This is a genomic window from Streptomyces xantholiticus (assembly GCF_014651015.1).
Taxonomy (GTDB): Bacteria; Actinomycetota; Actinomycetes; order Streptomycetales; family Streptomycetaceae; genus Streptomyces; species Streptomyces xantholiticus.
The window spans coordinates 289,502-302,069 of record NZ_BMWB01000002.1 but is presented as its reverse complement, the minus strand read 5'-3'; the positions used below and the strand labels follow the sequence as shown (position 1 = coordinate 302,069).

Here is a 12,568-nt window from a genome sequence, read left to right as displayed (position 1 = left end):
CTCCCTGTGACAAGGACGGGTCGGGGGAAGGGGAGAAGCGGGGTGAAGGGGTCGTTCGGTCAGCGGGAGGTGTCGAAGACCTCGTCGCGGGTGGTGGCCAGCGCGCTCTCGAGCGCGCCGCGCAGCACCGGATGCCGGCGTACGGACCCGACCACGAGACGCGGACGGGACGCGGCCAGTTCGGTCAGCTCCGCCTGGACGCGCGCCCGCAGCGGCTCGCCGCCCGCGACGATGGCCGCGCCGGACAGCACGACCAGCTCCGGGTCGAGCACGGCCACCATGGAGGCCAGACCGGTCGCGAGTCCTGTCGCGTATGCGTCGAGCAGCTGTCCGTACGGTCCCGAGTCCCTCTCCGCGGCCCTGGCCACCAGCGCGCTCGCGACCTCGGCGTGCGGGCCGCCGCCGATGTGCTCGGGGGCGAGACCGAGTTCGCGGGCCAGCCGGGGGAGTGCCTGGGCACCGGCCAGTTCCTGGAAGCCGCCGCTGTTCGCCTTGGTCACCTGGCGGACCAGCGGCGTGCCCGGCACGGGGAGGAAGCCGACCTCGCCGGCGCCGCCGGTGAAGCCGCGGTGCAGCCGGCCGCCGATGACGACGGCGGCGCCGAGGCCTTCCTCGTTCCACAGCAGGACGAAGTTCTCGTGGCCGTGGGCGGCGCCGAGGCGCTGCTCGGCGACGGCGGCGAGATTGACGTCGTTCTCGTACTCGACGGGCATCGGCAGCGCGGCCGCCAGCTCGTCGAGCAGTGTGCGGGAGTGCCAGCCGGGCAGGTGCGACGCGTAGCGCAGGCACCCGGTGGACGGGTCGAAGGCGCCGGGCGTGCCGATGACGAGGCGGTGGACGTCGCCGCGGGTCAGGCCGGCGGCCTTGACGGCCCCGTCGAGCGCGTCGGTCACCTGCCGTACGACGCTGTCGGCGCGCCGACCAGGGGTGGGCAGTTCGAACTCGCCGACGGTCGCGCCGGCTATGTCGGCGACGGCCGCGCGGATGCGCTCGGGGGTGACGTCCAGGCCCGCGGCGTGAGCGACGCTCCCGTTGATCGCGTACAGCTGGGCGCTGGGCCCGGGCCGCCCCTCCGTGGTGCCCGTGACGACGACGAGCCCCGCCGCCTCCAGCCTGGCCAGCAGCTGTGAGGCGGTGGGCTTGGACAGGCCGGTCAGCTTGCCGATCCTGGTCCGGGAGAGAGGGCCGTGCTCCAGCAGGAGATCGAGCGCGGCACGGTCGTTCATGGCGCGCAGTACGCGCGGGGTACCGGGCGTGGTTCCGGCCACAACGGTCGCACCTGCCTCTCGGATCGGCCTCTCGGCTCTCACTGTTAGGAAGGTTTCCTATTCTGTGGATTCGAAAGTAGGCCGCGCGCCGGGCCCCGTCAATGGCGAACGCCCCCTGGGCGACCAAAGCGTTACCCGGGGGCGTCGTGTGTCGGCGTCCCGGTCCGGCAATCAGCCCGGACCGGGACGGCCCGTCCTCACTTCGAGAGGTTGGCGGACGGTGCCAGCGGCGAGGCCGCCATCGACTGCGGGGACCGGTCCGACGCGAAGACGGACGGGGCCGACATGCCGGCGGTCGGATCGGCCGGGGACTCCTCGGCCTGCTGCGGCAGCCCGCCGACGATGCGGATGCCCGCCGCGTCGAATGCGCGCTTGATCCGCCAGCGCACCTCCCGCTCCACGCCGAGCGCCTTGCCCGGCATCGTCTTCGCGGACACCCGGAACGTCATCGAGTCCAGCAGCACCTCGGTCAGGCCCAGCGTCTCGACCGGGCCCCACAGCTGCTCGTTCCACGGCTCGGCCTTCGCCAGATCGTCCGCGACCCCGCCGATGACGGACTTGACGTGGTCCAGGTCCTCCGAGGAGCGGACCGTGACGTCGACGGCAGCGGTCGCCCAGCCCTGGCTGAGGTTGCCGATCCGCTTGATCTCGCCGTTGCGCACGTACCAGATCTCGCCGTTGTCGCCCCGCAACTTGGTGACTCGCAGACCCACCTCGATCACCTCGCCCGAGGCGACACCCGCGTCCACCGCGTCCCCGACCCCGTACTGGTCCTCCATGATCATGAAGACGCCTGAGAGGAAGTCGGTGACGAGATTGCGCGCGCCGAAACCGATCGCGACGCCCGCCACACCCGCGGAGGCCAGCAGCGGCGCCAGGTCGATCTTGAAAGCGCCGAGGATCATGAGGCCGGCGGTGCCGAGGATCAGGAACGACGCGATCGACCGCAGCACGGACCCTATGGCCTCCGACCGCTGACGGCGCCGCTCGGCGTTGACCAGCAGGCCGCCCAGCGCCGTGCCCTCGACGGCCTGTGCGGAGCGGTTCATCCGCGAGATCAGCTTGGTCAGCGCCCGGCGCACAAGCATCCGCATCACCAGGGCCACGACGAGGATGAGCGCGATACGAAGCCCGGTGTTCAGCCAGGTGGACCAGTTCTCCTCCACCCATCCGGCGGCGCTTTCCGCGCGCTGCGCGGCCTCGTCGAGCGTGACGGGGGCCGGCGAGGGGTCGGTTTCCAGCACGGCGGACGACCAGGACGACCAGAAGGCGGTCACGGGAGAAACCTCCAGCTTGCGACGAGAGACCAATAACCCTAACCGGGCATCACGGCTCCTCCGGCGTCTTCAGGGGCCAAGAGACAAGGCTCACCACCGTCCGTCGAGGAGGCGCGGCGGCCTTGTGGCGGAAAACACCTCGAGCCCGTTACGCATACGTGGTGGCGCAGGAAGCGGCGATGAGTAGAAACTGTTGGCAGATCGTCCCGGCGCGAGCCACGCGCCGCCGGCGTACAAGGAGGCATCCACCGTGCCGCACGTCCTGGTCCTCAACGCGTCGTACGAGCCCCTCGGCGTCGTACCGCTCCGCCGCGCGCTCGTCCTCGTCCTGGAGAACAAGGCTCTCTGCCTCGAGGAGTCCGGCGCCTTCATGCATAGCGCGACCCGCGTCATCGCCGCGCCCAGCGTCGTGCGACTCAAACGGTTCGTGCGGGTCCCCTACCGGGGGCCCGTTCCTCTTACCCGCAAAGCGCTCTTCGCCCGCGACGGCGGGCGCTGCATGTACTGCGGTGGCATCGCAACCAGCGTCGACCACGTCGTACCGCGCAGCCGCGGGGGCCAGCACGCCTGGGACAACGTGGTGGCCGCGTGCCGCCGCTGCAACCACGTCAAGGCCGACCGTCACCTGCGCGAACTCGGCTGGCGCCTGCGTCATCAGCCGGCCCCCCCGAGCGGGCTCGCGTGGCGCATCATCGGGACCGGGCACCGGGATCCGCGGTGGCTGCCGTATCTGCAGCCGTACGGGGCGGACGACGCGATCACTCGCATCGACGGCATCTCCGCGTGAGGCGGGCCCTGCCGCTGCTCGGGGCTGTCCCCTCTCCGCCCTCCCCCTGGGGGCGGCGTCGGTGGTACCCCCATCCCGAAGCGGGGCACGCCCGCGCCCCGGTACCGGGGCGCGCGGTCGGCCTTCGGGGCTTCGTTCCCGGCGCCGGTACGCGCTTCGCGCGGTGGTCGCGACCTCTCCGCCTGGCCCGGCGGCCGGGGAGTACCTCCCGCGCCGCCGGGCGGAGGGGAGTGGCCCCGGACGGGCCGCACTGCAGCCCGCCGGTGTGTGAGGCGCGGCGGGGAAGCCCCGGGGAACGAGACTCCGGGAGGAGCCGAACGCCGGCACAGCGGGAAGGCGCGGCGGGAGAACGACTCCGCCCAGCGGCTCAGTCCGGTGCCACCGCGTACGCCTCCACCGAGAACAGCGAGTAACCGAACTCCGTCGCCCGCTCGTCCCCCTGCACCCGGATGAACCGTGTCCCCTTCGCGTCCATGCCCACCGACTCCCGGCCGCCACCGCCGTCCGTGATCGTCGCCGCGGTGCGCCAGACCTTGCCGTCCGCCGAGACCTGAATGCGGTAGCGCGTCGCGTACGCCTCCTGCCAGTGGAGGGTGACCCGGCCCACCCGGGCCGGGCGGGGGAGTTCCACCTGCCACCACGCGCTCGGGCCGATCGGTGACGACCAGCGGCTCCCGGCGTCGCCGTCGACCGCGGCGGCTGCCGGGAAGTCGGGCGTCTCGTCGCCGGACGAGGACGCCTCCGCGCCCGCCTGGCGCGCCAGGTCGCCGCCCGTGGTCGGCGGGAAGGCGCGCACGGTCAGCGTGCGCTCCTGACCGGCGAAGGAGAACGGCACCCGGTACTCCCCCGCGGGGGTGTCCTTGGGCACGGCGACCTCGACGGGGACCGTGGTCCGCTGCCCCCGCGGCACCGTGGTCCGCCCGGGGACGGTCACCTTGATCCCCGCCGGCGCCTTCGCGGTGAGCCGGCCGCGCACCTCGCCCGGGCGCTGCGCGGTCAGCCGGACCCCGGCGCTCCGGGGCCTGCCGCCGATCTCGGCGTCGGTGGTCTCGCGTACGAGGTCGAGCCCGGCCGCAGGCCCGTCCGCGAACCAGGGGACCAGCGAGCGTACGGCCGGCCGGTCGCCGCCGTCCGTGGTGACGCGTACGGCGTCCACCCGCAGCCCCTTGGCGTCGACCTGCGTCCAGCCTCCCGCCGACAGCGGGCCGAGCGGACGCCACCCCTCGCCCGGGACGTGCACCTCCAGCCGGCCGACCGACTGGGCGGACCCGGAGGAGCCGCTGGTGGGCGCTGTCATCGCGGTCACGGCGGCGAGCGGCCGCGGCCGCTCGAGGCGCACCACGTCCTCGCCGGGCCGGCCGGCCGCCGCCCGGTCGGCGCCCGTCCAGGCCCGCGACTCCTGCACCGCCCGGTCCAGGAACGGCGTCAGCACGCCCTTGCCGACCGTCGCCCGGCTCGCCGCCGCGTCCGCGCGCAGCGGCTCCAGGGCCAGCGAGGCACGCCACGCGGTCTCGCCGTCGCCGCGGCTCTGCGCCTGGAGCATGTCGACGGCCAGTTCGCCGGAGCGGCCGTAACGGGACAACTGGCTGAGCCACGGCCGTACTTCCGCCGCCAGACGGCCGTCCGCGGTGTCCGCGAGCCGGTCCGGCGCCTGGCGCATGACCGTGAAGGCCGCGCGCAGGGAGGCGGCGGCACGGTCCCTGGCCCTGGTGTCCGTCGTGGTGCGCGAACGCCAGAACTCGTCGAGCAGCGGACGCAGGTACGCCGACTCGTCGTCGGGGCTGAGGATAGACGACGCGGCGTTCCCCGCGAGGGCACGCAGCGCCTCCCGGCCCTTCGCGTCGCCACCGGCAAGGTCGTCCAGCGCGGCCTGCCAGGACTGCCCGGGCCGGTAACCCTTCGGGTTCCAGGCGTAGTCGGCGGCGGTGAACAGCGGGATCCGTGAGGCGGCGGCCTGTTCCATCGCGTTGGCGAGCAGCGCGGCGGAACCGGTGGCCACGGCGGGCTCCCGGCCGGTGTAGGGGCCGAGGAATATCCGGTCCTGCGCGTAGTCGTTGACCGGGTAGTTGTCCATGGTGACCAGCGGGTGCTCGAAGGCGTCCCGCGCGCCCGCCAGTTCGCGGCCGGTGATGGTGCGCGGCACCACGCCGACCCCGGTCCACGCCACGCGGACCGTTCCGTCCAACTCCTCGGCGAGCGCGCGCCGGTAGTCGGTCGCACCCTCCTGGTAGAACTCGGTGGGCATCACGGACAGCGGTTCCGCACCCGGGTGACGCTCCTCGAGGTGGCGCGCCAGCTGTCCCGCGACCCGCGCGTGCGCCCTGGCCGCCGCCTCGGGGCCGGAGCCGAAGGTCTCCGCGTCCTTCGAGCAGTGCCACTCGCTGTAGCTGACGTCCTGGAACTGCAGCTGGAAGGCGCGGATGCCCAGCGCCCACATGGCGTCGATCTTGCGGGTGAGCGCCTTCACGTCCGCCTCGTCGGCCAGGCACATCGACTGAGCGGGTGCCACGGCCCAGGCGAGGGTGACGTGGTTGCGGCGTGCGCGCTCGGCCAGTTCACGGAACTCCGCGCGCTGTGTGGCCGGATACGGGTCGCGCCAGCGGGACTGCCGGAAGGCGTCGTCGCCGGGGGCGTAGAGATAGCGGTTCTGCTTGGTGCGTCCCATGAAGTCGAGCTGAGCCAGCCGCTGCTCACGGTCCCAGGGCTGCCCGTAGAACCCTTCCGTCGTGCCGCGCACGGCGGTTGCCGGCCAGTCGCGTACGACGACTCCCGCGACGGTCCCCTCGACGACCAGCCGGCGCAGGGTCTGCACACCGTGGAAGAGGCCGTCCTCGCCGACGCCGTCGAGGGCGATCGTGTCACGGTTCGCGATCCGGCCGACCGCGAGCCGGTAGCCGCCGGAGGGGAGGTCGGCGCGCTCCGGTGCGCGCAGGGCGCGCAGTGCCGACGCGGCTTCCCCGCCACCGAGGTGCACCACCGGGCCACGTCCGGGGAGCCCGGTGTGCACGGTCCGTACGCCGGAGGCGTGCAGCACCTCCTTCAGCAGTTCGACCGCATACGGGTCGGCGGAGGGGTCGGCGACGACCGTCGCCTCGTCGCCGAGGCGGACCGCCTCTCCCTGGGCGCGCAGGGACTGCGGGCGCGGCCACACGGCAGGGGGCGCGGCTTCGTCCTGGGGGTCCTGTGCGGTGCCGGCCGGGGAACCGGGTTCCTGCGGCAGGAGGGTCGCGCCGTGCGCGGCTCCCGCACCGCCGAGCAGGCTGCCGATGACCGCAACCGCGACCGCCGCCGCTGTACGCCGTCTGCCCCCGAGTCGCACGGCTTTCTCCCCTCGGTCTTCCTGCCGTTCCGGTCGGTTTCGAGCCCACCACCACCACCGTCGGAGTGTCAATGTGCGTGGCCGTTGTGCGCCTTTTGCCTGGCGTGGTGAATGATCGGGGGACAACTGCCGGACGGGGAGGGCAATGTGACACGGAACACGTCGACCGATCGTGTACGTCTGCGATTCCGCCGGCTGGGTAGGGCTGCTTCGACCCCTCACGTCAGCTTGGAGTGATTATCGTGGCCGCATCCGCGCACCTGCTGCTCTCCGCCCTGTCCAAACAGGTTCCGGGACACGTCCCCGGCCCGTCGAAACCGGCCCCGAGCGCCTGCCCGCTCGCCGACGAGGTGCCGCTCACCAGCGAGCCGCCGCTCGCCTACGACGTTCCTCTCACGAGTGAGCCGCCGCTCGCTCACGCCGCCCCCCTCACCAGCGAGCCCCCGCTCGCCGACATCGCGCCCCTCACGAGCGAGCCGACCGCCCACGGCACGGCGGGCGGTACGGAGTCGCCAGGGGTCTGAAGGAGTCCGCATGGGCCTGGCCCGGCTAGCCGAGCTGCACGGAGTCGCCACCGCGTTCTCGCCCGCCAAGGGCGTCACCGTCGCAGTCCCGGACGCCACCGTCGTGGCTGTTCTCGCCGCGCTCGACATCGACGCGTCCACGCCCGAAGCGGTACGCGTCGCGCTGGAGCGCGCCGAGCGGGCCGCCGCGGAGCGGTTGCTGCCGCCGACGGTGGTCGTATGGCGAGGCCCCGACGGCGGACGGCCCGAGATCCCGCCGGCTCTGACCGGCCTGCCGGCCGGCACGGCGCTCCGCCTGAGCATGGAGTCCGGCCAGGAACTCGCCTGGACCGCCCCGCCGCCCCCAGGGCACCCGACCCCGACGCGCCCGCCGGGCGTTGTCCGGCCGTCCGCGTCACCCGCGCAGGGCGCCGGGCCCGGCGCCGGCGGCGCGCGCACCGCGCCGTGGCCGCAACTGCCGCTGGGCGCGCACCGTTTGGAGGCCGAGGCGCCGGACGGGCGCTCCGCCCGCGCCACCCTCGTCGTCGCTCCGGACCACGCCCCTGCCCCTGGAGGGCGCTCGCACGGCTTCCTGATCCAGCTGTACTCCCTCCTCTCGGCCCGCTCCTGGGGCATGGGCGACCTCGGGGATCTCGCCGAGCTGGCGAGGTGGTCGGGACGCTCACTCGGTGCGTCCTTCGTGCAGGTGAACCCCCTGCACTCCGGCGTCCCGGGCGCCCCCGCCGACCCCTCCCCGTACCGCCCCTCCTCCCGGCGCTTCCCCGACCCCGTCCATCTGCGCATCGAGGACGTCCCCGAGTACGCGTACGCGGACCCGGCGGCCCGGCAGCGATTGGAGGAACTGCGCGACAAGGCGGCCGAGCTGCGTGAAGCGGTGCTGGACAAGGGTGCGTTGATCGACCGGGACGCCGTCTGGGAGCTCAAGCGCGAGGCGCTGGAGATCCTGCACCGCGTCCCCCTCGGCCCCGGACGCCATGCCGCCTACTGCGCCTTCCTCGCCGAACAGGGCCAGGCGCTGGAGGACCACGCCACCTGGTGCGCACTCGCCGAGGTGCACGGCTCCGCGTGGCACGACTGGCCGACCGCGCTGCGCGACCCCCGTTCACCGCAGACGGCAGCGGCCCGGACGGAGCTGACCGACCGGATCGACTTCCACAGCCGGTTGGTCTGGCTGACCGACGAGCAACTGGCCGCCGCGGGACGCGCCGCGCGCGAGGCCGGTATGGATGTCGGGATCGTCCACGACCTCGCTGTCGGCGTGCATCCGGGTGGCGCCGACGCCTGGGCGCAGCAGGACGCCTTCGCCGCGGGGATGTCGGTGGGCGCCCCGCCCGACGCGTTCAACGCGCACGGCCAGGACTGGGGGCTGCCGCCCTGGCGGCCGGACACCCTGGCCGCGTCGGGCTACGCCCCCTACCGAGGACTGCTGCGCAGCATCCTGCGCAACGCGGGCGCGCTGCGCATCGACCATGTGATGGGCCTCTTCCGGCTCTGGTGGGTGCCGGCCGGCAGCCCGCCCACCGACGGCGCCTACGTCCGGTACGACGCGGAGGCGATGCTCGCGGTCCTCGTCCTGGAGGCGCACCGCGCGGACGCCGTCGTCATCGGAGAGGACCTGGGCACGGTCGAGCCCGGTGTGCGGGAGGCCCTCTCCCGGCGAGGTGTGCTCGGCACCTCCGTGCTCTGGTTCGAGCGGGACTGGAACGGCGACGGAGGCCCGCTGCCGCCCGACAAGTGGCGCGAGGGCTGCGTCGCCACCGCCACCACCCACGATCTGCCCTCCACGGCGGCCCGGCTGACCGGCGGCCACGTGGAGCTGCGCCACCGGCTCGGTCTGCTGGCCCGTTCACTGGAGGAGGAGCGCACCGAGGACACGGCCGACGTGACCGAATGGCTCGGCCTGCTCGGCGACCTCGGTCTGCTGCCGGAAGGCACGGGCGACGAGGAGGGCGGGATCCGGGCCGTCTACCGCTATCTGCTGCGCACACCGGCCCGGATGGTCGGCATCTGGCTGCCGGACACGGTGGGCGACCGCCGCCCGCAGAACCTGCCGGGCACCTGGGACCAGTACCCGAACTGGCGGCTGCCCGTCTCCGACACGGAGGGACGGCCGACGAGCCTGGAGGAGCTGGCCGCCTCGCCCCGGCTGCACCGCCTGCTGGAGGTCTTCACGGCCCGTACGGCACCCCCGGACGCGCGTCCGTCATAGCGGTTCGCTACGTTGGGCACCGTGGACAAGAAGAACGCCTTGCGCGCCGGCGCCGTCGCGGCCGGTACGACGCTGATGATGCTGCTCATGTCGTCCCCGGCGCTTGCGCTCACCCCGGACGACGGCGACGACCCGGGTCCCGGCCTGAGCGTGGCCCAGACCCTCGGCCTGTACGTGATCGCGCCGATCGCCCTCTTCGTGGTGATCGCCGGTCTGGTGATGGTGCTCGACAAGTCCAGGAAGCAGGGCTGACACAGCGCTGATCCGGTCCTGGGGCGCCCGGGGTGCATGACGCACCCTGGGCGCCTTTGTCATGACCGGACAGAGATCTGGCCTTGCTCGGGTCCCTTCAAACAGCCGTCGAAAACATTCGATGGACTGTGGTCCGAGATCACGCTCACGGTGTCCGAGGCGGCCGGTTTATGCCCGAGCACGCGCCCTCCGCGGTGGGCGGGGCGGCGATCCTGGCGGTGGCGGAGGCCGGGACGGGTGTGGCGCTGGGGCCCCGGACGGCGGCCGAGCGGCGGGCCGGTGTGGGGATGCGGGCCTTGGGGGCCGACCGGCCCCGCCGCCATGCGGTGGCGGTGGTCCGGCGCGGCTCGGAGTCGGCTTCCGGAACGTCCAGGGTGCTGGACGCGCCGCGGGGGGCGGCGGAGCGGGCGGAAGAGACCGCTGGTGTGAGCTCAGGCGTCCCGGGGGAGCACCGTCATGGGCACGTGGTCCGGATGGGCCATCGCCGAGGCTGCGGCACGCGGCGTGTGGCCGGGCACCGGACGCAGTTTCCAGCGGCGGAGGATCGTGGCGAGGGCGATGGTCGCCTCAGTCCAGGCGAAGGCGTCACCGATGCACTTCCTGTTGCCCGAACCGAACGGGACGAACTCCTCTCGCCCCCGTCCTGCCCACCGCTCCGGCAGGAAGCGGTCAGGGTCGAAGCGGTCCGGGTCCTCGTACAGATCCGGGTCGCGGTGCAGCGCGTAGAGGCTGAAGGCGACCTCGGCCCCGGCGGGCAGGGTGTAGCCGCCGAGATCCACCTCGGTTGTCGTACGGCGCATCAGCAGGGTCACGCCGTACAGCCGGATGACCTCGTCGAGGACCCGCTTGACGCCGGGCAGCCGTGGAATGTCCTCGATGGTCACCGCCCGGTCGCCGACGACCTCGTCGATCTCCGCGACCAACTGCTTCTCGACGTCCGGGTGGCGGGCCAGCTCGTGGAAGGCCCAGGACAGAGTGGAGGCGGTGGTCTCCGTGCCGGCGAACAGGATCGTGACGAGTTCGTCCCGGACCTCCGTGTCGGTCAGGCCTTCGCCGGTGTCCGCGTCCCGCGTGGCCAGCAGGACCGACAGCAGATCGGGCCGGTCGGCCTGGCCGGATTCACGTGTGGTGGCGATGACTTCGTCGATGACGCGGCGCATGCTCTCCGAAGCGGCGTCGAACTCGCGGTTGGGGCGGATCGGCAACCGGTCCAGGAACCTGGGCGACGCGGCCCGAATCAGCATGTACTTCAGGATGACGGGGAAGTTCCGGCGCACGGCCTCCACCGCGGGCCTGCCGATGTCCGCCGAGAACATCGTCTCCGCAAGCGTCTCGATCGTGTACTCGCCCATCACCTGCTCGACGGCGATCTCCTGGCCGGGCGTCCAGGACTCGGCGAGCGCCAGCACTCGGCGGCTCATGGTCTCCGCGTAACCCGCGATGCGCTGATGATGGAAGAGGGGTTGCATCAGCCGCCGGTGCTTGCGGTGGGTCTCGCCGCCCGCGTTCGCCAGACCGTTGCCGACGAGGGGACGGACGCGATCGAAGAGCCGGCCCTTCTCGAAACTGCGGGCCTGTTTGACGGTCACCTCGTTCACCAGCCGGGCACTGGTGGCGACATACATGGGCATGGTTCCCAGGTCGACGCGGACCAGTTCCCCGTTCTGCCGCAGGGAGTTCAGGAAACCGAGCGGGTCGCGCCACAGTTTCAGGGCGTGGCCCAGAAGCGGTACGCCCCCGGGAGCGCGTGGGACCGACTGCAACTCAACAGACACCGCAGAATCCTTTGCTCTAAGCGGAATGCCGGGCCGGTGCAGGTCGGCGGGCCGACACGGGTGCCGTGGCGGGGAGGTCCCACCACCAGGAAATCGCGGGGATGTCCAGCGGATCGGTGCTGTCGTCGGTGGGGACGTCGGTGAACACCGACGGCATGCTCGCCGGGTCGTCCGGTGTGGTGTAGCGCACCGAGCTGATGCCCCAGTCCTGGGCGCCGCGTATGAAGCAGCGCAGGCTGTGGAGGTACTGGCGGAGCTGGGGGCTGCCCTGCTCCGCCAGGCGCGCACTCACCCTCTCGAACAGGCACATCACCCGGTCCCGCTGGGAGATCGCCAGATCCAGTGCACGGGTCGGAGTCAGGCCGTGTTCCTGCTCGAGCACCCGCAGCACGTTGAGGTAGTAGCCCGCCGCCCTCCGCTCCTTGTGGTGGGAGAAGATGTCGTTGTCCCAGGTGATGATGAAGGACGCCATCTCGGCCACGGCACGTACCGCGGTGCGGTCGCGCTCGTGCGGCTGGAGTTCATAGCCGTAGCCCATCTCCAGTATGGGAAGCACCACCGACGTAGCACCGTCGTAGAGGCGCATCAGGGTGTAGTCGTTGAGGTTCGGCACGGTGCCCGCACGCCGGTGCGCGGCCTCCCACACCACCGAGAAGAAGTACTCCCGCAGAGCGTCCACCCAGCGGGCCGTCTGACCTGCCGTTGCATAGCGGTCCACCCGCAGTCGCAGGTCCCTCAGGCCGGCGGCCAGCGGGTCGTCCTCCAGCATGGGAGCGTCGGGGTTCTGCGCCACCCGGATCAGACGATGGAGGAGGCCTGCCAGGTCGCCCGGGCGGTGGCCCAGTTCGCCCTCCTCGCAGTGCCCGTCGTCGACGCCGAACAGCCACAGGACGAAGTCCGCGAGGAGGGAGACGACCTCCTCGCGGCCCTCCGGGAGGATTCGGGCGGAGAACGTGCCTATGCCCTGTGTGACCAGCTTGGCGCGCAGTTGCTCGGATCCGATGCGAAACGTTTCCGCCCAGGCTGCCGTCTGGACATCAATGTCCGCGTGCCGTGGGTGTATCGCCTGCGGGATGGGAGAGAAGAGCGGCGGAACGGTCAGCTCGGGCTCCACTGCTGCCTGCCTCTCGAAGCCGGGTGCAGCGCGACAACACCTC

At 72.6% G+C, this 12,568-nt stretch carries 9 protein-coding genes; 4 read left to right on the top strand and 5 right to left on the bottom strand.

Going from position 1 to position 12,568, the window contains the following annotated elements:
* Positions 1 to 59: 59 nt before the first annotated feature.
* A complete protein-coding gene (locus tag IE198_RS05630) occupies positions 60 to 1,268 on the bottom strand; it encodes an ROK family transcriptional regulator (protein WP_189883248.1) in 1,209 nt (402 codons plus the stop codon).
* A gap of 197 nt (positions 1,269 to 1,465) precedes the next feature.
* On the bottom strand, positions 1,466 to 2,545 hold the full coding sequence (locus IE198_RS05625; protein WP_189883246.1) for a mechanosensitive ion channel family protein: 1,080 nt from the start codon (positions 2,543 to 2,545) through the stop codon (positions 1,466 to 1,468).
* Between the two features lie 250 nt (positions 2,546 to 2,795).
* On the opposite strand from IE198_RS05625, the gene IE198_RS05620 reads away from it, so the two are divergent.
* On the top strand, positions 2,796 to 3,332 hold the full coding sequence (locus IE198_RS05620) for an HNH endonuclease (protein WP_100107195.1): 537 nt from the start codon (positions 2,796 to 2,798) through the stop codon (positions 3,330 to 3,332).
* Between the two features lie 367 nt (positions 3,333 to 3,699).
* Here the strand turns inward: IE198_RS05620 and IE198_RS05615 are convergent, their stop codons facing one another.
* Positions 3,700 to 6,651, bottom strand: a complete 2,952-nt coding sequence (locus tag IE198_RS05615; RefSeq protein WP_189883243.1) for a glycoside hydrolase family 84 protein — start codon at positions 6,649 to 6,651, stop codon at positions 3,700 to 3,702.
* Between the two features lie 242 nt (positions 6,652 to 6,893).
* Here IE198_RS05615 and IE198_RS05610 point away from each other — a divergent pair, with 242 nt between their 5' ends.
* Genes IE198_RS05610 through IE198_RS05600 form a run of 3 tightly spaced genes read left to right on the top strand, consistent with a single transcriptional unit; the run spans position 6,894 to position 9,636 of the window.
* Positions 6,894 to 7,175, top strand: a complete 282-nt coding sequence (locus IE198_RS05610) for a hypothetical protein (protein WP_189883241.1) — start codon at positions 6,894 to 6,896, stop codon at positions 7,173 to 7,175.
* A 10-nt stretch (positions 7,176 to 7,185) separates the two neighbouring features.
* On the top strand, positions 7,186 to 9,384 hold the full coding sequence (malQ, locus tag IE198_RS05605) for a 4-alpha-glucanotransferase (RefSeq protein WP_189883239.1): 2,199 nt from the start codon (positions 7,186 to 7,188) through the stop codon (positions 9,382 to 9,384).
* Positions 9,385 to 9,405: 21 nt separating this feature from the next.
* Positions 9,406 to 9,636 carry a hypothetical protein gene (locus tag IE198_RS05600; protein WP_189883238.1) on the top strand — a complete coding sequence of 77 codons (231 nt, stop codon included), beginning with the start codon at positions 9,406 to 9,408 and terminating at the stop codon, positions 9,634 to 9,636.
* 431 nt (positions 9,637 to 10,067) lie between these two features.
* Here IE198_RS05600 and IE198_RS05595 read toward each other — a convergent pair whose 3' ends face one another.
* Together IE198_RS05595 and IE198_RS05590 are read right to left on the bottom strand one after the other, a co-directional pair.
* Entirely contained in the window at positions 10,068 to 11,411 is a 1,344-nt protein-coding gene (locus tag IE198_RS05595) for a cytochrome P450 (RefSeq protein WP_229833757.1), read from the bottom strand.
* A 16-nt stretch (positions 11,412 to 11,427) separates the two neighbouring features.
* A complete protein-coding gene (locus IE198_RS05590) occupies positions 11,428 to 12,525 on the bottom strand; it encodes a selina-4(15),7(11)-diene synthase (protein WP_189883235.1) in 1,098 nt (365 codons plus the stop codon).
* Positions 12,526 to 12,568: the final 43 nt, after the last annotated feature.

What these genes read in the sequence shown, in the direction of transcription:
- malQ (WP_189883239.1), top strand. Translation starts at nt 7,186, where the DNA reads ATGGGCCTGGCCCGGCTAGCCGAGCTGCACGGAGTCGCCACCGCGTTC.